This is a genomic window from Proteus sp. PR00208, from assembly GCF_016238545.1.
In the GTDB taxonomy this organism is placed as follows: domain Bacteria; phylum Pseudomonadota; class Gammaproteobacteria; order Enterobacterales; family Enterobacteriaceae; genus Proteus.
On the sequence record NZ_JAEHQE010000005.1, the window covers coordinates 24,200 to 46,219 of the forward strand.

Below are 22,020 nucleotides of genomic sequence, written 5' to 3' on the forward strand. Positions count from 1 at the left end.
AAATGAGAGAAAGTTATGTCTAAAAAAGACGCTTTATCACGTTTTTTATTTGAAAAAAACGCGGTACGTGGTGAATTGGTCAATGTGACTGAAACCTATCAATCAATGCTTGAAAATCACCATTATCCTGAGCCAGTTCAATGCCTTTTGGGTGATTTGTTGGTGGCAACGAGTTTGTTAACAGCAACGCTTAAATTTGAAGGAGATATTACAGTTCAAATACAAGGCGATGGTCCAGTACGATTGGCGGTTATTAATGGCAACAATAATCAACAAATGCGTGGTGTTGCGCGTGTAGGTGATGATGTTAAGGCTGGAAGTACATTAAAAGAGATGATCGGTAATGGTTTTATGGTCATCACGGTAACGCCTGAAAAAGGTGAACGTTATCAAGGTATTGTTGCTCTTGATGGTGAAACTATTGAAGCATGTATTGATAACTACTTTAAGCAATCAGAACAGTTACCTACACGCGTATTTATTCGTAGTGGTATGCAAGCGGGCAAACCAGCCGCAGCGGGTATGCTATTACAAGTATTGCCTGCATCAGAAGAGTTCACAGCAGAACATACTGCTGAACATTTTGAATTGCTCACACAGTTAACGCACACAATTAAAGCTGAAGAGCTATTTACGCTAGATACTAAAGAGATCTTACATCGCTTATATCACGAGGAAGATGTCACTCTTTATGATCCTCAACCTGTTGAATTTCATTGCACTTGTTCACGTGAACGCTGTGAAAATACATTAGTAACATTGTCGAAAGAAGATGTAACTCACCTGTTGCAAGAACAGGGAAATATTGATATGGAATGTGAATATTGTGGAACTCATTATATCTTCAATGAGAATGATATTAATAATATCAATAAGTTGAGCGACTCTGAATTGCACTGATTCGATTTAGCAAGTCAGTTTTATCAAAAGGACGCCATTTTGCGTCCTTTTTTATTCAACAATTTTTCTGTAGTTTTGTGCATTAGCTCTCGTTCTTAACATAAAAAAATTATAAATTTTCAAAATATTGATAACAATCGCTGTTAATTACTCGTAACACCTTAATATTATTCGTAGAAAGGTCTATTTATCAGGAGCGAAACTATGAGCGTTAAAGGTCTTACCCCTAAGGATCTCCAGCAGTACGGTATTAAGGACACGAGTGAAATCATTTATAACCCAAGTTATGAGCTGTTATTTAATGAAGAAACCAAGCCTGGATTAACAGGTTACGAGCGAGGTACACAAACCTCGTTAGGCGCTATTGCTGTTGATACAGGTATATTTACTGGACGTTCTCCGAAAGATAAATACATTGTTCGTGATGATGTTACTCGTGACACCGTATGGTGGGCTGATCAGGGTAAAGGTAAGAACGATAATAAGCCACTTTCACAAGAAGTGTGGACTGACTTAAAATCATTAGTAACCAATCAGCTATCAGGCAAACGTTTGTTTGTTGTCGATGCATTTTGTGGTGCGAATGCGGATACACGTTTGAAAGTTCGTTTTATCACAGAAGTTGCTTGGCAAGCGCATTTTGTTAAAAATATGTTTATTCGTCCTGAACAAGAAGAGCTGGAGAATTTCACACCAGACTTCATTGTGATGAACGGAGCGAAATGTACAAATCCAAATTGGAAGGCGCAAGGTCTGAATTCAGAAAACTTCGTTGCTTTCAATTTAACTGAACGCATTCAGTTAATTGGTGGTACTTGGTACGGTGGCGAGATGAAGAAAGGTATGTTCTCTATGATGAACTACTTCCTTCCTCTTAAAGGCATAGCTTCTATGCACTGCTCTGCAAACGTTGGCGAAAGTGGTGATGTTGCTATTTTCTTTGGTCTATCAGGCACAGGTAAAACAACCCTTTCAACCGATCCTAAGCGTAAGCTAATTGGTGATGATGAACATGGCTGGGATGATGACGGTGTGTTTAACTTTGAAGGCGGTTGTTATGCGAAAACAATCCACTTATCAAAAGAAGCCGAACCTGATATCTATGGTGCAATTAAACGTGATGCACTGTTAGAAAACGTGGTTGTGTTATCTGATGGCTCTGTTGATTTCGACGATGGTTCGAAAACAGAAAATACTCGTGTTTCTTACCCTATTTATCATATTGATAATATCGTTAAACCCATTTCCAAAGCAGGTCACGCTAAGAAAGTTATTTTCTTAACAGCGGATGCTTTTGGTGTGTTACCTCCTGTTTCACGTTTAACACCAGAACAGACGCAATACCACTTTTTATCAGGTTTCACCGCTAAACTTGCGGGAACTGAACGTGGTGTGACTGAGCCAACGCCAACATTCTCGGCTTGTTTTGGTGCGGCATTCTTATCTCTGCACCCAACACAATACGCTGAAGTATTGGTAAAACGTATGCAAGCATCAGGTGCTAAAGCCTACTTGGTTAATACAGGTTGGAACGGTACAGGTAAGCGTATCTCTATTAAAGATACACGCGCTATTATTGATGCCATCTTAAATGGTGATATTGATAAAGCACCAATGAAAACACTGCCAGTATTTGATTTAGAGATCCCAACCGCACTGCCAGGCGTTAACAGTGAAATATTAGATCCTCGTGATACTTATGCTGATAAAACGCAATGGGATACCAAAGCAGACGATCTTGCCGATCGCTTTGTGAAAAACTTTGATAAATATACGGACACCCCAGCGGGTCAAGCGTTGACTAAAGTTGGGCCAAAACGTTAATTTTTATTAGCATGAATAAAAACACCAAACTCATAGGATGTTTGGTGTTTTTTATTTGAGATCTTTGAGATAAAAAAAATCCCTGAAATGCGAGAAGATTTCAGGGAATAGAAAGAAAATAAAGTGAAATTGTTTATTAGAGAAAAAGTGACTTTAGAGGGTGATAACCCAACTATGCTGTTACTGGAGGTAAATCAAACAGTAAAATTTCACTGTCCTCATCACCAACGAAACGGATCATATCTTCATTTGCGATAGCCACACCATCACTGGTGGTCGCAATTATGTCATTAATCGTTATTTTGCCTTTCACAACTTGTAGCCAAACATTGCGTCCTGTTTCAGCTTGATATTGTGCTTCTTCACCTTTTTTCAGGTTCCAGCGCCATAACGTCATATCTTGAAAGACTTTTAAAGAGCCATCACGGGCATCTGGCGATAAGATAAGCTGTTTGCTCACTGTTGTATCAAAACGACGTTGATCGTAACGTGGTGTGATACCGACGGTGTTTGGCATAATCCAAATTTGGTAAAAATGCAGTCCTTTATCACTATTTGGATTATATTCTGAGTGAGTAATACCTGTACCTGCACTCATTATTTGAAACTCACCTGCGGGAACATTTTCTTTATTACCCATGCTGTCTTTATGCTCGATATTACCTTCAAGCACATAGGTTAAAATTTCCATGTCTTTATGTGGGTGAGTACCAAAACCTTCACCGGGTATTACGCGATCTTCATTAATCACTCGTAGTGCAGAAAATCCCATAAAATCATGATCGTAGTAATTTGCGAAAGAGAAGGTATGCCAGCTATCTAGCCAACCATGATTAGCGTGTCCTCTTTCATTTGCTTTGCGTAGATAAATCATAATGTGTTTCCTTCTCTGAAGTTGTTGAACACAGTTTACTCAATAGCGCAAAGTAAAAAAGCGGAGGAATTTAACCTGAAGATCCAAATAATTTGAATAAGAGAAAACAAAAACATCGAATAAGTTCTAGAAAAGAAAAAGCCAGCACCCGGCTGGCTAAAATAAAACACTGGAAGCAATGTGAGCAATGTCGTTCTTTCATATGACCCTGAAGGTGGTGCATCTGAAAGTGTTATTGATGATAATAGTTCTCAGTATCATTTGTAAAGCCCTTTTTTTAAGCAAATTAGAAAAAAGCGCTAAAAAAGTTTTAACTCACTGATTAAAGAGTTGTTTTATTTTAATAATTTTTTAAAACAGTAATATAACCAAATAGTTAACAATATTCTTTATGGGGTCATTTATAGGAAAAAGAAGAGAAAATGTGGCATAGAACCAGAGGAAAGGAAGGGATATAAGGTATTTTTAATCTCTACCGAGAAATACAAGAAGAAAAAGCCATCACTGATTGATGATGGCTGGCTTTTATTATGTGTAATTTATCAGTTTGTTGATTTTGGTGCTGAAATAAGGCTCTGCGCACAGGCATAAGCCGAACTCCACGCCCATTGGAAGTTATATCCACCTAACCAACCTGTGACATCAACCACTTCCCCAATAAAATAGAGTCCTTTTACTTTTGTGGCTTCCATTGTTTTAGAGGAAAGGGCACGGGTATCTACGCCACCTAGTGTGACTTCTGCGGTGCGATATCCCTCAGTACCATTAGGCTGAACTTGCCATTCTTGTAATAACGTTGCAATTTGCGTAATACGTTCATTACTAAGTTGGGTCAGGGAAATATCAGGTAACTGTTTATTTTCTATCATTATTTCAATAAGACGCTTTGGTAATAAGCGAGAAAGTGTATTTTTTAATAATTGATTCGGATGCTCTTGACGTTTTTCTTGGAGAAGGCTTTCAAGATCAATGTTTGGAAGTAAGTTAATACTTACATACTCTCCAGCTTGCCAATAACTAGAAATTTGTAAAATCGCGGGACCTGAAAGACCACGGTGTGTAAAAAGAATATTTTCTTTAAAGCTTGTCCCATTTTTTGCCGTCACAATGGCAGGTACAGCTACACCAGATAGTTGGCTTAATTGCTCAAGTTGGGGTTTATGCAGAGTAAAAGGCACTAAACCTGCGCGAGTGGGTAAAACAGAAAGTCCAAATTGTTCTGCAACTTTATAGCCAAAAGGAGTAGCTCCTAAACCAGGCATAGAAAGACCACCACTGGCAATGACCACCGAAGGTGTTGTGATCGTTTTTCCATCAACAAAAATAGCAAAGCCCACATCCGTTTTCTCGATTTGCGTGACTTCACTACGTAAGCGAACACTTACTTTCCCTTTTTGACATTCAGTGAGTAATAAATCAACAATTTGCTGTGCTGAATCATCACAAAATAGCTGTCCTAGCGTTTTTTCATGGTAGGCAATGTTATGTTTTTGCACTAATTCAATAAAATCCCATTGTGTATAGCGAGCAAGTGCTGACTTACAGAAATGAGGATTCTCTGATAAGTACGCTGAAGGTTCGATATACATATTGGTGAAATTACAACGCCCACCACCTGACATTAGAATTTTACGGCCCGCTTTTTTGCCATTATCGAGGACTAAAACAGATAATCCTGCTTGTCCTACTAAAGACGCACAAAAAAGCCCCGCGGCACCTGCACCTATAATTACTGTATCGTATGATCCCACAATGATGTCTCGTTCTTGGTTTTCTCTGACAACTTAATCAATGATTTTCGCGTAAGATCAGAGTATTTTTGTAAAATTATATGGAGAAATCTGCATTTTTCACCTAAATTCTTATTAGCAAGGAAAAAAATTGTCAGAAATTTACTTTTTTTTTATTTTTATTAATTAAATGATATATAAGGAATTATCTTAAAAAGGTTCTAATTTTCTTGGTTATCAAATCAAAAAAAGGTTAAATTTCGCTTCCACCGTTCGCATTTGTCGCTGATAATGCGCCGCGTTCATGTCCAACTAACTGGCTTAACGTCTATGCTACATTTGTTTACTGACCTAGAATTTCACACAGGTTTGATGTTGGTTTTAGCACTGTTATTTGTGCTATTTTATGAAGCTATTAACGGCTTCCATGATACCGCAAATGCGGTAGCAACTGTTATCTATACTCGTGCTATGCGTGCGCAATTTGCGGTCGTGATGGCGGGTGTATTTAACTTCCTTGGAGTTTTGCTCGGTGGATTGAGCGTAGCTTATGCTATCGTTCACTTGTTACCGACAGATCTTCTGCTGAATGTGAGCTCAGCTCATGGCCTTGCCATGGTCTTCTCGTTGCTGTTAGCCGCCATTATCTGGAACTTAGGTACATGGTATTTCGGTATTCCAGCATCAAGTTCACATACGCTGATAGGTGCTATCATTGGTATTGGTTTAACAAATGCTATCGTGACAGATTCGTCTATCGTTGACGCATTAAACATACCAAAAATGATCAGTATCTTTCTATCACTCATTCTTTCACCAATTATCGGCTTGGTTATTGCAGGCGCGATGATTTTCTTACTGCGCCGTTACTGGAGTGGTACGAAAAAACGTCGTCGTATTCACCTGACACCTGCTGAACGTGAGAAGCAAGATGGTAAGCGTAAGCCGCCATTTTGGACTCGTACTGCACTGATTTTATCTGCAGTTGGGGTGAGTTTCTCTCATGGTGCAAATGATGGGCAGAAAGGTATCGGTCTTATCATGTTGGTATTAATTGGCGTGGCGCCTGCGGGCTTTGTCGTCAATATGAGTGCGAGCGGATACGATATCACCAAAACTCATGATGCAGTTGTGCACTTACAACAATATTATGAGAAACATCAGCCAGCACTACAGCATGCTATTGATAATACACCAGTAGTACCAGTACAAGCTGATGCTAGTGATACAGATTTCCATTGTAATAGCGCAAGAACGCCAATTGTTCTGAATCAAACAGAACAGATGCTTGCAAATATTAGCTCTTATGATGAGCTAACTGCAGACCAACGTGCTCAAATGCGTCGATTACTTATGTGTATCGCTGATACCGCAACAGAAGTGGCTAAATTACCAGAAACTAGCGCCCAAGATGCACGGTTCTTAAAAACATTGAGTCGTGACCTGCTAAACACCGTGGAATATGCTCCGATTTGGATCATTATCGCAGTGGCATTAGCGCTCTCTATCGGGACAATGGTAGGTTGGAAACGCGTTGCAGTAACGATTGGTGAGAAGATTGGTAAGAAAGGTATGACTTATGCTCAAGGGGTTTCTGCGCAAGTAACAGCAGCGGTATCCATTGGTGTAGCAAGTTATACGGGTATGCCTGTATCAACAACACAAGTTCTGTCATCTGCAGTTGCAGGTACGATGATTGTTGATGGTGGTGGTGTTCAATCGAAGACGGTGAAAAATATTGCACTGGCTTGGATCTTAACATTACCAGTTAGCATTGGTTTATCAGGTTTACTTTATTGGATATCACTTACATTTATTGTGAATAGCTGATAACAATAATTACCTAAGTTTGTTTATAAACGGTGACTTTTAGTCACCGTTTTTTATTTTTGTTACCTACCAAAAAAGCATGGCAATTAAACTTGCGACAGCCAAAATACAAAAACGGCTAACAAGATAAAATTGCCGATAAATCCGCTCACAACGCATAATGACTTCAGGATTATGATGACTGACGTATTGGCGTTGGTTGATATAGCGAATTAGTCTTAGTTGTTTTGAAAATTGTCCGTGCATAGTAAAAAATCCATTGCCATCCACAGATTGGTAGAGCAAAGGATCAGATTGGCGCAATATCGTGAGCAATACCCGAATAGATGAAAAATAACGCATCATATTAATCAGGCAAAGAATACATAGCGCCCAAAAGACAACAATGACATTAAACATAATCCCCTCCCTAGAATAATAGATTCTGAGATGAGAAAACCTTTACCAATAAAGGTTACTTTTTTCTCTAATTTAAGTTTAGGTGAAATTAAGCAATAAACAAAAGTGACTTTTTCAAGTTGTTTCCTTTTTCAGAAAAAAAGATAAAAAATAACTCTAAAAGGGTGTTTTTGTTGTTTTTTATACTCAATTCTCATTATTATGATGATATTGTCGGTGAATGACATCGTGCTAATGTAAAATGGTGTATATTGTTATTTATCGATAGATGCTTTCTTGATGAATTTGACATAAGTTGTGATCAAGGCGACATCTAATTTTCATCTTAAAACGTTATATTTAATACATAGGATTTAGGCTTAACAGCCTTTCCAACCGATTAATCAGCTTATGGAAGGAGTTCACGATGGCTTATAAGCATATTCTAGTGGCAGTTGATTTATCCCCTGAGAGTAACGTCTTAGTACAGAAAGCTGTATCTATGGCAAAACCCTATAATGCCAAAGTTTCCTTAATTCACGTTGATGTTAACTACTCTGATCTTTATACCGGTCTAATTGATGTCAACCTCGGTGATATGCAGCAACGTATTACTGATGAAACCCGTAACGCGTTAAAAGACCTCTCTGATAAATCAGGTTATGAAATTCAGGAAACCCTGAGTGGTAGTGGTGATTTAGGCCAAGTTCTGGTTGATGCGATTAAGAAATACGATATGGATTTAGTCGTTTGTGGTCATCACCAAGACTTCTGGAGCAAATTGATGTCATCAGCACGCCAACTAATTAATACTGTGCATGTTGATATGCTAATTGTTCCTCTGAAAGATGATGAATAATAATCGATTGCTTGTTTAAGCAAAAAAAATGCCTGCTTATGCAGGTATTTTTTTTTGCCTAAAATTCCTATTTTTCCTGCTTTTAAACCGAGTCAACCTTTTTTTTTTGTCTAATTATGAAAAAAATGTCTTGAAGTGTGAATGTATTTTAATGATATATTCAAGAAGCAAAACAACATCAACCTCACAAAACCCAAAAATATTCCGAATAAATGAGGTTATGCCAACATCACATTACACAAAAAAGGAATAGCTGAATGAATATATCTGGCTCATTATCTTCGTTTTTAGAAGGGGTAGAAAAATATAACGCTCATCAACCTGAGTATCATCAGGCGGTTCGTGAAGTTTTTACCACTTTGTGGCCTTTTTTAGAGAAAAACCCACAATATCGTGAACAATCATTATTTGAGCGCTTAGTTGAGCCTGAACGTATTATCCAGTTTCGCGTCTGTTGGTTAGATGATAAAGGGCAAGTGCAAGTTAACCGTGCATGGCGTATCCAATTTAACTCAGCCATTGGACCTTACAAAGGTGGTATGCGTTTTCATCCATCAGTAAATCTTTCTATCCTAAAATTCTTAGGTTTTGAGCAAACATTTAAAAATGCATTAACTACATTGCCGATGGGAGGAGCCAAAGGCGGTTCCGATTTTAATCCTAAAGGTAAAAGTCATGGGGAAGTCATGCGTTTTTGTCAGGCACTGATGACGGAACTCTATCGCCATTTAGGCGCTAATACGGATGTTCCTGCTGGTGACATTGGTGTGGGTGCACGAGAAGTCGGCTTTATGGCAGGCATGATGAAAAAGCTGTCTAATAGCAATGAATGTGTATTTACAGGTAAAGGTCTTTCATTTGGTGGCAGTTTAATCCGCCCAGAAGCTACTGGGTATGGTTTAGTTTACTTTACTAATGCGATGCTTAAACGTCATGGTATGTCTCTTGAGGGAATGCGTGTAGCGGTTTCTGGCGCGGGTAACGTTGCACAGTTCACTATCGAAAAATGTTTAGAGTTAGGCGCTAAAGTAATAACAGCATCGGATTCAGGTGGTACTGTGGTTGATGAAGCTGGATTTACTACTGAAAAACTCGCTCGACTCACTGAAATTAAAAATAATTATGGTCGTGTTGAAGAGTACGCAAAAGAATTTGGCTTAACGTATCTTGAAGGGCAACAACCTTGGGCTATTCCTGTTGATATTGCTTTGCCTTGTGCAACACAAAATGAGTTAGATTTGGAAGCGGCTAAAATACTTATCAAAAATGGTGTGAAAGCCGTTGCTGAAGGCGCGAATATGCCAACAACGATTGCTGCAACGGATGCCTTTACTGAAGCGGGTGTCCTGTTTGCGCCAGGTAAAGCTGCTAATGCTGGTGGTGTTGCAACCTCTGGTTTAGAGATGGCACAGAATGCGGCACGTTTAAGCTGGAAAGCAGAGAAAGTGGATGCTCGCTTACATCACATTATGTTAGATATTCACCATGCTTGCGTGAATTACGGTGGTGAAGGTAAGCAAACTAATTATATCCAAGGCGCGAACATCGCAGGCTTTGTTAAAGTCGCTGATGCAATGCTGGCACAAGGCGTTCTGTAAATTTTATCTATTCTGAACGGGTGTTTAACACCCGTCAGATTTAAAATTTATTTATTTTTTCCTAATGTGTAAGTGATTACACACAAGGATAAATATCAAAACGGTGATTTTTTGTAGTTACATTGGCGTGTGCGGGCTGATTATTTAATGGTTCTGCATAATCAGGGCGTTTTACCACAACCCTTTTTTTAGCTAACGTCATTGCTGGTTCTAATAGTGCATCTGCATCTTCATCGGCACCTACTAAAGACTGAAATACTCGCATCTCTTTTTTCACTAATGCGCTTTTCGCTTTATGTGGATACATAGGATCAAGATAAACTACATCGGGTGCGGGTGTGATTTCTGTCAGTGCTTGAGCTGAAGAGGCGTGGATCAGTGTCATACGTTCTTGCATCCATTTACCAATATCAGGATCAAGATAAGCTCGTTTTAAGCCGTCTTCAAGCAACGCCGCGACAACAGGGTGGCGTTCAACCATTCTCACCTTACAACCAATAGAGCCCAATACAAACGCATCACGACCAAGTCCCGCTGTTGCATCAACTACATCAGGTAGGTAGTCTTTTTTAATGCCGACCGCTTTTGCCACAGCTTCACCTCGACCACCGCCAAATTTACGACGATGCGCCATGGTGCCTTCCACAAAATCGACATAAATACCACCCAATTTAGGTTCATCTTGTTTGCGTAATTCAAGGTGAGTAGGTGTTAACACTAATGCCATAATTTGCGTTTCATCGTGAACTAAGCCCCAACGTTGCGCTAAATCAGATAAGGCGCTGTTATCAGCGCCTTCTTCACAAAGTAAACAGATATTCACATATCATCCTTTAATGCCGTAGCCTTTGAGCATAGCATCAAGTTTCGGCTCACGACCACGGAAGCGTTTGAACAGCTCCATTGGCTCTTCTGAACCACCACGAGTTAAAATATTATCAAGGAATGATTGACCCGTTTCGCGGTTAAAAATGCCTTCTTCAGAGAAGCGAGAGAATGCATCTGCTGCCAGTACATCAGCCCATAAATAGCTGTAATAACCTGCTGCATATCCACCTGCAAAAATATGGCTAAAGGCGTGAGGAAAACGCGCCCAAGGTGTAGAAGGAACCACGGAAACTTTCTCTTTCACACTGTTTAAGATTTCCATAATACGCGCTCCTTTCGATGGATCATATTCAGCGTGTAAACGGAAATCAAACAGACCAAATTCCAGTTGACGTAACACAAACATCGCTGACTGATAATTTTTTGCTTTAAGCATATTATCAAGCATTGCCTGTGGTAATGGTTCACCAGTTTCATAATGACCCGAAATAAAGGCTAACGCTTCTGGCTCCCAACACCAATTTTCCATAAATTGGCTTGGTAATTCAACAGCATCCCAAGGCACGCCATTAATGCCTGCAACATCTGCCGTATCAATCTGAGTTAACATGTGATGTAAGCCGTGACCAAACTCATGGAATAGAGTGGTTACTTCATTATGAGTAAACAGTGCTGGTTTATCGCCTACTGGCTTATTGAAGTTACAAGTGAGGTAAGCAACGGGGTTTTGTAGTGAACCGTCAGCATGACGCATTCTTCCTACGCAATCATCCATCCAAGCGCCACCACGTTTGTGCTCGCGTGCATATAAATCAAGATAGAAGCTACCACGTAAAGTGTTGCTTTCATCATAAAGCTCAAAGAAACGGACGTCGTCATGCCAAGTTTCGATGTCGTTACGTTCTTTGGCTGTTAAACCATAGATACGATGAACGACTTCAAATAAACCACTTAAAGCACGTTGTTCAGGGAAATAAGGGCGTAACTGTTCATCATCGATTGAGAATAGGTGTTGTTTTTGCTTTTCGCTGTAATAAGCCAGATCCCACGATTCGAGTTTATCAACACCATAGTGTTCTTTTGCAAATTGAGTGAGTTCTGCTAATTCTTCTTCACCTTGTGGATGAGCGCGTTGGGCTAAATCAGTTAAGAAGCTAATTACTTGCTCAGGAGACTCTGCCATTTTAGTAGCAAGGGATTTTTCAGCGTAATTTTTAAAGCCTAGCAGTTGAGCGAGTTCATGACGTAACGCTAAGATTTCCGCCATAATTTCACTGTTATCCCACTGACCAGCATTTGGACCTTGATCAGAGGCGCGAGTACTATAAGCAATGCTCATCTCTTTTCGCAGTTCACGGTTATCTGCGTAAGTCATAACTGGTAGATAGCTTGGCATATCAAGTGTTAACAGATAGCCTTCTTGCTCTTTAGCTTGTGCAATTGCTTTTGCTGCATCAATCGCACTTTGTGGCATACCAGATAGATCGTCTACATTGGTAATTAATTTAGACCAACCCATTGTGGCATCTAATACGTTATTGCCGTATTTCGCACCTAATTCTGACATACGCGCACTAATTTCACCAAAACGCTGTTGTTTCTCTTTTGGTAAACCGATACCTGATAATTCAAAATCACGCAGTGCATTTTCAACCGCTTTTTTCTGAGGTTGAGTTAATGTGTTGAAATCTGCACTTTCTTTAATGGATTTATAAGCTTGATATAAACCTTCGTGTTGCCCCATCCAAGTACTAAATTCAGACAATAGCGGTAAGCTTTGTTCATAGGCTTCACGCAGTTCTGCACTATTTTTAACTGAGTTTAAATGGCTAACAGGAGACCAAACTCGAGACAGTTTATCGCCAGCTTCTGCTAACGGTTGGCAAAGGTTATCCCAGTTAAATTGAGCATTATCAGCCAATAATTTTTCAACTGTTTCACGGTAAGTTGCTAAGACTTCTTTAAGAGCGGGAACAACGTGTTCTGGTTTGATAAGGGAAAATGCAGGTAATCCCGTTGTGCTAAGTAATGGATTTGACATAAAAAACATCCTGTATTTAGGTTTGCAGTGGCGTAAAACACACCACTGAGTTTATTCGTTATAGAGAGTAAGATGAGGATGAAACCGCATAAGTTCAATAGTATCGCGGTAATTATCCGAGGTTTTACTCAAAAATGGGATTATTTTATTTGAAAGAGCTTTTATTGATTTGATGCACTTGGGATTAAAAATAATTCAGCGTATAATCATCCCGTTATTTCCTTTTGACCCATTCAAAAATGGAAGATCATCGTCCCCGGTGGGGCGGCTGGACTTCAAATCCAGATGGGGCCGCCAGCGGTCCTTGGCAGGTTCGACTCCTGTGATCTTCCGCCACGCCTAGTTTACCAACGTCTATTAAAGTCTACTTTCTCCTTTAAAATCAATGTTATTAGTCTAATTCAAGTATACTGAGGTATTCTGAGGACTACCCAAATATACGACCATTTGTGTATAATTTTGTGAGTAGAATTTTCTATACACTTTTTCCTATACACAATTGAGGTATTTATGAAGCTTACGGATATGGTAATCAAGAAGGCGAAGCCTAAGGATAGGGCATACTCTCTTGCTGATGGAAAAGGGTTATCATTATTAATTGAGCCTAATGGTTCTAAAGGTTGGCGTTTTCGTTATCGTTTTGAGAGTAAGGCTAAAATGCTTTCTTTTGGCATTTATCCAGAAGTGACTTTATTGATGGCTAGAGAAAAACGTGAAGCTGCTAGAAAGTTACTTATGGAAGGTATTAATCCCAGCGATGAAAGAAAAGCTAAAAAAGAAAAAATTGAAAGGAAAGTAACTCATTCTTTTGAAAACGTAGCTAGGGAATGGCATAAAGCAAAATCTGATAGATGGTCGTTAAAGTACCGTGATGAAATAATAGATACATTTGAAAAAGATATTTTTCCATTTATTGGTGGCAAAGAAATTGCAGAAATAGAGCCTTTGGAATTACTGGAAGTGCTCAAAAAAATTGAAGCAAGAGGGGCGCTAGAAAAAATGAGAAAAGTGCGTCAGCGATGCGGTGAAGTCTTTAAATTTGCCATAGTGACTGGACGTGCAAAGTATAATCCTGCACCAGATTTAGCAAGTGTGCTTACCCCGCCAAAGAAAAAACATTTCCCTTTTTTAAGCGCTAAAGAGCTACCTTTCTTTTTACGTGATCTATCTGGTTATACGGGGAGTTTTATTACTAAGACTGCCACAAAAATATTAATGTTAACTGCTGTGAGAACGCAGGAACTCAGATTTGCTAAGTGGGAATATATAGATTTAGAAAATGGAATATGGGAAATTCCTGCTGAAATTATGAAGATGAAACGCCCACATGTAGTACCTCTCTCATTTCAATGTATTGAACTTTTTCAATCCCTAAAACCAATCAGTGGAAGTTACCCATTAGTATTTATTGGTAGGAACGATCACAATAAGCCTATTAGTAAAGAAAGTATTAATCAAGTTATTGAATTATTAGGATATAAAGGAAGATTAACAGGGCATGGATTTAGGCATACCATGAGCACAATATTACATGAACAAGGTTATAATAGTTCGTGGATTGAAACCCAACTTGCTCATATAGATAAAAACTCGATTAGAGGAACATATAATCATGCTCAGTATATTGAAGGTCGCAGAGAGATGCTTCAATGGTATGCGGATTATATGGATGCGTTAGAGAATGGTGAGAATATTGTTCATGGTAATTTTAAACGTGCTTAAGTCACCAGTATTTATAATCAGAGTAAGTTAGTAAATAGTTGGTTTTTCTTGTTTGCGTGACAATAACTCAATCAAAATATGATTATCTTCTATTTGTTTATTTGACTTAGTTATTTTAAAATAGCTTTTGTAGACGTCAATGGACTGGAGGATACTCAAGGGTATGAGTTTAGATATTTTAGAAAATAGGAAGTGGCTAAATTTAAAGGAAACTGTTCGATTACTTCAAAAAAAAGTGGATGCGTCAATCCGCTTATCTGATGTGGCAAGGTTAATTGCAGATAAGGATATAAAGCCCTCTATTTTCTTCCGTACACCTGTTTTTGCCAGAGAAGTCAAACTGGAAGAAAAACCTCTTTCCTATTTATTAGCCGAAATAGAAACGGCATTATCCTGCAATCGCCATTTGTTGAGTGAAGAAACCATTATTGCGGAAACGCTGGTCACACACGCCACACCTATTAATCAAAATATTATCCGTATAAAAGATGTATGGTCAGTATTACCCGTAGGTATTACGCTTCATGAAGCAGAGAGAATATATAGCGAAGAAGAGCAGTTATCATCCCCTTGTCGTTCTCTTTACGATGTAAAAGGGATCATTGTGAGTGATTTAGATAAATACTATCAAATCGTCACGCCTTTTGATGTTCAGCGAGAATTGATGGAACTCGTCCAACTGACTAAAGCGCAAAATATCACGGATAATGGTTTTTTGAATGGTCATATTGCTAAATTGAAAGAGATTAGGGATAAATTAGAAGCAAATAGCGCTTATGAATCACTGATGCCCTGCATTTCATTACCTCCTAATGCTTATTTAGCGTTAAAAAGAGAAGATATTAATGATTTTATTCATTCATGGTGCCAGCCAGAGAAGAAAATATCATCTAAAACAGCAAATGCTCAATCTGAGTTTATTTATGGATTAATCCGTACTCAATACGGTATTGATGTTGCAGAAAATCCTAGAAGACATATTGAAGGGAAAGCAGGCGTGATACGTCTCGCTTTTGAGAAAGAAGGATTATCTTTGCCGAGTGGGAATACTGTTTCTGGCTGGATAAAAGATATTATTTCGTAATATTACGAACTATTTTTGTAATATTACAATATAGCCTATCAAATATCGGTACATTGCTCCTGTCATCTACGAACGTCTACTAAGGCGTATTAAGGAATGAATAACAGGAGGAAATGTGTCTACTCACCAAACACAAAAAGAAACCCTCATTCGATTACCAGAAGTTCAACGTCGTACTGGTTACGGCAAGGCGTGGATATACCGATTAATTAAACGTGGTCAATTTCCAAAGCAGGTAAAAACAGGTATTCGTGCGGTTGCTTTTATTGAATCAGAAATAGATACATGGGTAGCCAATAAAATTGCTGATTCGAGAATGAATTAATTATTTTTCAATTAATTCTATTATTAATTAAATTATGTTAGGTAAATATTATGGATAATATTTCTTTTTATAAAGATGAAAACTTACACGCCATTGCAAATTACAAAGCCATTCCATTTAATGAAAAACATGAGGACAATGGTTTTATTATTCGTGTTATTGAACTATTTAAGTTTACTCAAATTAAAAATCAATTAATACAATTGCAAAAGCTTACAGGGTTAACGTTAGATAATATCGAACCTTCAATAGATGAAGTTATTGCATTAATTGAACGAGGGGACGCTATTTCAAAGCGGAATGAAGAAATCGTTACTGAATTATCAAAGAATTATGATTTAGCTAAAAATATAAAAGAAAAAGCCGAAGAAGGTGGACTTAAAAAACCTGATAGCGCCCCATCAGTAAAGGCTTGGAAAGAAAGTCTTTCTGCTAGAGTAAGTCAGCATGAAAGTAATTTACTTATTGCTAAAGAGCAATTAAATGATTTTAATGGCATTTTTGGATTGTTGAGAATAATCATTCAATCTCTTCCACAAGAAAATATAAAAAACATTAACAAAAAACAGATGAATATCATTCCTGATGAAATATATAAAGGGAATAAATTTCGTATAAATGTATATTATGGAAAACCGATGAAATATAAAGATGCGTATCAATATATTGAATCATCTTTTGAAAAACTGAATGAAAATATCTTACGCATTCTTAATTCCTGCACACCCTCTAATGATAGATACAAACTGCGAATGTGGGAGAACCAACGAGGCGTTGAGTTATATCAATATTATTACAGTCAGACGGATTGGATTATAAAAACTATTTTGAGTGCAGATGATTATGTGAATTATATTCTCACTCAAGAGAAAGAAGTTCACGATAAAAAATACTTAATGACTAAATCATTTATTTAATAATAAGGAAATTAATTATGTCTTATATTGTACCTCAAGGCGCAAGGGTTTTTCACGAGAATTTTACCCGTGGCGTAAAGTATTTATCTTCATCACGTCGTTATTTTTCATTATCAGAACCGTCAACGAATTTAATTCGTGTGGCGTTAATGGATTCCAATTGGTTAATTAATCAATTAACGCTTGCTGATGTTGATGAAGCTAAAGGGGATACCGTTAATTTAGGGGATAATTCACTGCATACGGGGCGAGAAGTTGAAAGCCGTTTCTATAAAAATGTCGCCTTTGCGGGAACACCTTTTGCGTTAGAAGAAGTGGATACCTGCTGTTCGCTCACGTATCAACAATTATCTTTAATTTGCAATAGTGGCAGTGGAGATGATGACCATATCAATAAATCCATGTCCGATTATATGTCAAAAGCGGTTGCTTTAGATATGTTACGTATTGGCTTTAATGGTCACTTTTGTAACTATCCGACCAATCCGCAAAAATTCCCTAAAGGGCAAGATGTCAATATCGGTTGGCATGAAATCGCCAAAACCACGAATGATGGTGCTCAAATTATTACTGATAAAATTACCTTAGGTAAGGATGGAAAATTTCCTAATTTAGATGCGTTGGTGAATTACCTCATTATGCAAAAAATTCCCGAAGAATACCGCGAAGACCCTCGCTTAGTGGTACTTGTGGGCGCTGAATTAGCAGGCATGTATCGCACATCCTTATTTAATGGTGCTAACAGCCCATCCGATTTAAATGCCAGTCAAAAAATGCTCAGTACCGTTGCAGGTCGTCTTGCTATTGTTCCCCCCTTTATGCCTGGGCGACGCATTGTTGTTACTCGTCTTGATAATTTGCATATCTACACACAAACAGGAAGCCGTCGCTTTAGAGCTGAGTTTGTTGATGACCGTTCAGCCTATGAGCATAGCTATTTACGTAACGAGGGTTATGGCTTAGGTGATATCAATTTGTATGCTTCGATTGATGAAAGTGCCATTGAGATTGAGGAAGGAGTCTATTCCTTATGAGTGATAAAAGCACATCACAATTAACAACCGGTTGGATTTGTGTCGCAACAGCGGGACTCACGAGTATGGATGACCGTGAAATTGAGGCGGAATGGCTAACTGATATTGCCGAGTATTACGATCCCAGTTATTACACCGCGTTAATTTGGGAAGAGCATAACCGTAATCTGGATAATCTAGGCGAAGTGCTCGATGCCAAAGTGGATATCGTTGACGGTGAAACAAAACTCTATGTTCGTTTAAGACCAAATGGAAAACTACTGAATTACAACGAAAAAGGACAAAAGCTCTTTTGTTCAATCGAAGTAGAAGACGATTTTCAAGGCAGAGGGATTTTTTATTTAGGTGGACTTGCCGTCACTGATAGCCCCGCCAGTGTAGGAACGGATAGGCTTCAATTTAGTATCAATCGGGCACATTTTTCCCGAAGAAAACGTAAGTTGAGTTTAAGTTCACCTTCCGTTTTTCATTTAGATAAAGGCTTGAAGCAAGCCAAAAACCTCTGGTTTTCCGCTATCTCTGCGGGTTAATACGATGCCCAGTTTCGGCTGGGCAATATCCCCTCTATTCGTCTTGGGTTATTTTCTAAGGAGCATAAAAGTGTTGCATCTCTTCAAATGGATGGGCTATATTGTTGGCGCGTTAGCAAAATCTAACGTCAGGCGTGAGAACCTGAATCAGTTACTGGCGACACATGACGCGCCAAGCGTCTTTTTTTGTGTCCATATCTGCGCACCGATAAAAAATACGGTATTATACCGTCCTTATTCAATGGTGGCGTTGATAGGGCAACCGGAAGGTTGGCTGGATTCCAGTAACTCCAGTATTCTCACCCCTGTCAGCGTCACCACCCCTTTAGAGCGTGAGAACTCTGGTGGTGACTCCTTAACTAAGTTACTGGAGATCATCATGATGATGGCTATCCCTACCTCTATTCAAATCAAATTCTTATTTTTGAGCGTTAATCGAACAGATAGCAAGGCTAAACCTTGTCGTCTTGAAATTACAGCGGTTAACGAGCAAGAGGCCCGCGCACAATATTCTTCCGATTATGCCTTGTATTTTGCAGGACAAATTCCCTTACATGACACAAGAGGGAATGCACAATGAAAAACGGCTTATCTCAATTGACTACGCTGTCTTCTGCGGGTGAAAAGCAACTCATTCGCACGGCACAAGTTACCGCATTTATTTCTGAACTTTTAGTCAGCCACAGCATGACAGGAAGCGAAGTTGTGTCTTGTGAAGGTATGGGCGCACTGATGGAATGCCTTTCTGAGCAAATGGAATCCATTATTCAAGAAAGCAGTTTAATTACGGAGGAGATCAAGTCATGACTCAGACTCATTTTTCAGTAGAAACTCCCTCTGTCAGCGACATTGTGAAAGCGTCACAAGGGCGCTGGCTCTATATCCTAGCGAATCTCGGTATTACCGTACCTGATAATCATAAACACGGTGCATGTCCTAAATGTGGCGGTAAAGACCGATTTCGTTTTGATGATAAGAACGGCAAAGGCACATGGTTTTGTAACCAATGTGGGCACGGTGACGGGTTAGATTTAGTCAAATTGGTAACAGGGAAAGAGACGAAAACAGCGTGTCAGGAAGTGAATAAAATTATTTTATTACCCGCATTTAAAGAAATAGCGCCAACCCCGATTAAAAAAGTTAGCGCTAAGAAAGGCATTGAACATTATGAAAAAATAAAAGCCTTTTGTTCTTTGGGCGAAAGCCAATATTTAATCAATAAAGGGTTAGCCAACCATCAATGCTTAATAACTCGCCAACAGTATACACAGGGTGAGTTTAGCTTTCCAGTGGGCTCTTTATTGCTTCCGTTGGTTGGTACTGATTCGCTGATTAAAGGCGGGCAACTGATTAGCCTAAACGGTGAAAAAAGTCTGTTATCAGGCTCAACCCTTTCAGGCTCTTTTATTATCGTTCGCCAGCCAGAGAAGAAGCCTTTAGAGCAAATCGTTATCACAGAAGGCTTTGCCACGGGGTTAAGTCTCTCAAAATGCCTTGATGCGTTGATTGTGGCGAGTGTTTCCGCGACTAACTTAGTGAAAGTCGCTCAACAGCTACGGGCGCAATACCCTGACGCGAAGATAATTATCGCAGGGGATAATGACTTTGTGGATGGTAAAGACAACACGGGCAAAATGTGGGCGGAGCGTGCAGGTAAAGCGGTTGACGGATGGGTGACATTGCCACCAACGCACTATAAAGCCGATTGGGATGATTTCCGACAAGAAAATAGCCTTCAAAAACTCAAAGAAGCGTTCTTTGAAGAAATGACGTATTACGGCAAAGACCGTACCCGTTTACCGCAAGGTTTTCGTCTCACGCAAGAATATCTGTGGTTTGATAAACAAATCACCAAGTCAGACGGTGATATCGAAGTCAGAAACATCAAAATCAGCAGTCCAATAAAAGTTACCGCGATTACGTGTGATGCGGATGGGAGTAACTACGGGCGTTTATTGGAATGGGAAGACACTTACGGTAATTGCCGTAAATGGGCAATGCCGATGGAGATGCTAAGCGGAAGTGGTGAAGAGTTACGCCGTGTGCTTTTGGTGAACGGATTATCTTATATCAATATCTCAGGACAGGCGCGCGCCCATTTAATGGAGTATATCTCCCTTTGTCGTCCAGAAAGAAAAGTCACCTGTGTAAATAAAACGGGTTGGCATGGCAATGTGTACGTTCTGCAAGATGAAGTGGTCGGCAACGGGGCGGACTCGGTAATTTTACAAACATCCAGCGTTCAAGGTAAAGACTTTAGAGTCTCAGGAACAAGCGAACAATGGCGTGAACATATTGGCAAATATTGTGTCGGTAATGCCCGCCTTGCCTTTTCGGTGAGCCTTGCCTTTGCTTCTCCTTTATTACGGTTAGCAGGTGTAGGCGGTGGCGGTTATCACTTAAAAGGTGAATCCACAGACGGTAAAACAACCACGATGAAAGTGGCATCGTCAGTGTGTGGCGGTACGGATTATTGGTATACATGGCGCGCCACAGGCAATGCCCTTGAAGGAACAGCTTGCCGTCGTAATGATGCTACATTGATGTTAGATGAAATCAGGGAAGTAGACGGACGTGAAGCGGGTAACATTGCTTATATGCTGGCAAACGGACAAGGAAAAGCCCGCGCTAAAACGGACGGCAGTGTCCGAGAGACTAACCGTTGGAATCTCTTATTCCTATCAACAGGGGAACTCTCGCTTGTTGAACACGCTTCAAACGCAGGCGAACGCACTTATGCAGGGGTTGAAGTGCGGATGATACAAATTCCGAGTGATTCCGGTAAATACGGTGTTTTTGAAGACTTACACCACTTTACCAGTGGTAAAGCGATTGCCGAATACCTTGAACATGCGGTCACGCGTTATCACGGTACGCCATTTCGCGACTGGCTCAAATACATTACTAATAATTTATCTGATGTGTCGAATACCGCTAAAGCCTTATTGAAAGAGTACACCACAAAATTGATGCCTGAAAATGCAGGGAATCAAGTGGGTCGCGCTATTACACGCTTTGCGTTAGTCGCTATGGCGGGAGAAATGGCCACACGTGCAGGTATTACAGGCTGGAAAGAAGGCGAAGCGTTTATATCGGCTAAGAAATGCTTATCTGCATGGATGAAAGAACGCGGGCACACGGCCAATCAGGAAGATATGACCGCATTGGAGCAAGTCAGTGATTTTATTTCTCGACATCAGTTTAGCCGTTTTGCGGATTGGTACGATGAATACAGCCGACCTGCAAGCATGATGGGTTTTAGGCGTGTTGAAAAAGACACGGGTAATGGTGAAAGCAGTATCACCTTTTATGTGTTACCCACTGCATGGAAAGAAATATGTAAAGGATTTGATGCTCGTAAAGTAGTGCGTTTGTGTGTTGAAAAAGGGTGGCTTGAAACGGGTAAGGATGGAAAAACGCAAACCAGTATTCGCCTGCCAGAAATAGGCGTTAAACGGGTTTATGTCTTTAATAGCGACGTTTTAGGCTGTTCCGAAATAGAGTAAGAAAAACTGACCGTCTTATGTTTTTGGTGTAACAGGTGTA

19 protein-coding genes and 1 tRNA gene are annotated in these 22,020 nt (G+C 39.5%); 15 read left to right on the forward strand and 5 right to left on the reverse strand.

Translation table 11 applies throughout. The annotated features are described in order from the left end of the window. Positions 1-15: 15 nt before the first annotated feature. Complete coding sequence (hslO, locus tag JEP36_RS05345) at positions 16-900, forward strand: Hsp33 family molecular chaperone HslO (protein ID WP_198629948.1); 885 nt, start codon at positions 16-18, stop codon at positions 898-900. A gap of 204 nt (positions 901-1,104) precedes the next feature. Continuing rightward, positions 1,105-2,724 (forward strand): phosphoenolpyruvate carboxykinase (ATP), encoded by a 1,620-nt coding sequence (gene pckA, locus JEP36_RS05350; protein WP_198620156.1) that lies wholly within the window; start codon positions 1,105-1,107, stop codon positions 2,722-2,724. A gap of 172 nt (positions 2,725-2,896) precedes the next feature. Here the strand turns inward: pckA and JEP36_RS05355 are convergent, their stop codons facing one another. Together JEP36_RS05355 and JEP36_RS05360 are read right to left on the reverse strand one after the other, a co-directional pair. Beyond that, a complete protein-coding gene (locus tag JEP36_RS05355) occupies positions 2,897-3,598 on the reverse strand; it encodes a pirin family protein (protein ID WP_198629949.1) in 702 nt (233 codons plus the stop codon). A 542-nt stretch (positions 3,599-4,140) separates the two neighbouring features. Then, positions 4,141-5,349, reverse strand: a complete 1,209-nt coding sequence (locus JEP36_RS05360; RefSeq protein WP_198629950.1) for an NAD(P)/FAD-dependent oxidoreductase — start codon at positions 5,347-5,349, stop codon at positions 4,141-4,143. A gap of 309 nt (positions 5,350-5,658) precedes the next feature. Here JEP36_RS05360 and pitA point away from each other — a divergent pair, with 309 nt between their 5' ends. Next, on the forward strand, positions 5,659-7,158 hold the full coding sequence (pitA, locus tag JEP36_RS05365) for an inorganic phosphate transporter PitA (protein ID WP_198620170.1): 1,500 nt from the start codon (positions 5,659-5,661) through the stop codon (positions 7,156-7,158). Positions 7,159-7,224: 66 nt separating this feature from the next. Here pitA and uspB read toward each other — a convergent pair whose 3' ends face one another. Further along, positions 7,225-7,557, reverse strand: coding sequence for a universal stress protein UspB (gene uspB, locus JEP36_RS05370; RefSeq protein ID WP_160230819.1), 333 nt, complete (start codon positions 7,555-7,557; stop codon positions 7,225-7,227). Positions 7,558-7,963: 406 nt separating this feature from the next. Here uspB and uspA point away from each other — a divergent pair, with 406 nt between their 5' ends. Both uspA and gdhA read left to right on the forward strand, forming a co-directional pair. Beyond that, positions 7,964-8,395, forward strand: coding sequence for a universal stress protein UspA (uspA, locus tag JEP36_RS05375; RefSeq protein WP_023583131.1), 432 nt, complete (start codon positions 7,964-7,966; stop codon positions 8,393-8,395). A 257-nt stretch (positions 8,396-8,652) separates the two neighbouring features. Next, positions 8,653-9,993, forward strand: coding sequence for an NADP-specific glutamate dehydrogenase (gene gdhA, locus JEP36_RS05380; protein ID WP_198629951.1), 1,341 nt, complete (start codon positions 8,653-8,655; stop codon positions 9,991-9,993). Positions 9,994-10,069: 76 nt separating this feature from the next. Here gdhA and rsmJ read toward each other — a convergent pair whose 3' ends face one another. Together rsmJ and prlC are read right to left on the reverse strand one after the other, a co-directional pair. Next, positions 10,070-10,816, reverse strand: coding sequence for a 16S rRNA (guanine(1516)-N(2))-methyltransferase RsmJ (rsmJ, locus tag JEP36_RS05385; protein WP_198629952.1), 747 nt, complete (start codon positions 10,814-10,816; stop codon positions 10,070-10,072). Between the two features lie 3 nt (positions 10,817-10,819). Further along, positions 10,820-12,862, reverse strand: a complete 2,043-nt coding sequence (gene prlC / locus JEP36_RS05390; protein ID WP_198629953.1) for an oligopeptidase A — start codon at positions 12,860-12,862, stop codon at positions 10,820-10,822. Between the two features lie 241 nt (positions 12,863-13,103). Between prlC and JEP36_RS05395 the strand changes: the two genes are divergently transcribed. From JEP36_RS05395 to JEP36_RS05440, 10 genes are all read left to right on the forward strand, one after another. Beyond that, positions 13,104-13,198: transfer RNA gene (locus JEP36_RS05395), tRNA-Sec, on the forward strand. 174 nt (positions 13,199-13,372) lie between these two features. Continuing rightward, a complete protein-coding gene (locus tag JEP36_RS05400; protein WP_198620151.1) occupies positions 13,373-14,584 on the forward strand; it encodes a tyrosine-type recombinase/integrase in 1,212 nt (403 codons plus the stop codon). A 163-nt stretch (positions 14,585-14,747) separates the two neighbouring features. Continuing rightward, positions 14,748-15,668, forward strand: coding sequence for a hypothetical protein (locus tag JEP36_RS05405; RefSeq protein WP_198629954.1), 921 nt, complete (start codon positions 14,748-14,750; stop codon positions 15,666-15,668). A gap of 115 nt (positions 15,669-15,783) precedes the next feature. Next, positions 15,784-15,993, forward strand: a complete 210-nt coding sequence (locus JEP36_RS05410; protein ID WP_135092153.1) for a helix-turn-helix transcriptional regulator — start codon at positions 15,784-15,786, stop codon at positions 15,991-15,993. 50 nt (positions 15,994-16,043) lie between these two features. Continuing rightward, positions 16,044-16,910 (forward strand): hypothetical protein, encoded by an 867-nt coding sequence (locus JEP36_RS05415; protein ID WP_198629955.1) that lies wholly within the window; start codon positions 16,044-16,046, stop codon positions 16,908-16,910. Between the two features lie 17 nt (positions 16,911-16,927). After that, entirely contained in the window at positions 16,928-17,944 is a 1,017-nt protein-coding gene (locus tag JEP36_RS05420; RefSeq protein WP_072068656.1) for a P2 family phage major capsid protein, read from the forward strand. Continuing rightward, positions 17,941-18,474 (forward strand): GPO family capsid scaffolding protein, encoded by a 534-nt coding sequence (locus JEP36_RS05425; protein WP_196728487.1) that lies wholly within the window; start codon positions 17,941-17,943, stop codon positions 18,472-18,474. The genes JEP36_RS05420 and JEP36_RS05425 overlap by 4 nt, the downstream gene beginning before the upstream one ends. Positions 18,475-18,565: 91 nt before the next feature. Further along, entirely contained in the window at positions 18,566-19,054 is a 489-nt protein-coding gene (locus JEP36_RS05430) for a host cell division inhibitor Icd-like protein (RefSeq protein ID WP_198629981.1), read from the forward strand. Beyond that, positions 19,051-19,281, forward strand: coding sequence for a hypothetical protein (locus JEP36_RS05435; RefSeq protein ID WP_198629956.1), 231 nt, complete (start codon positions 19,051-19,053; stop codon positions 19,279-19,281). The genes JEP36_RS05430 and JEP36_RS05435 overlap by 4 nt, the downstream gene beginning before the upstream one ends. Further along, positions 19,278-21,980 (forward strand): DUF927 domain-containing protein, encoded by a 2,703-nt coding sequence (locus JEP36_RS05440; RefSeq protein WP_198629957.1) that lies wholly within the window; start codon positions 19,278-19,280, stop codon positions 21,978-21,980. Before JEP36_RS05435 ends, JEP36_RS05440 begins: the two co-directional genes overlap by 4 nt. Positions 21,981-22,020 lie beyond the last annotated feature (40 nt).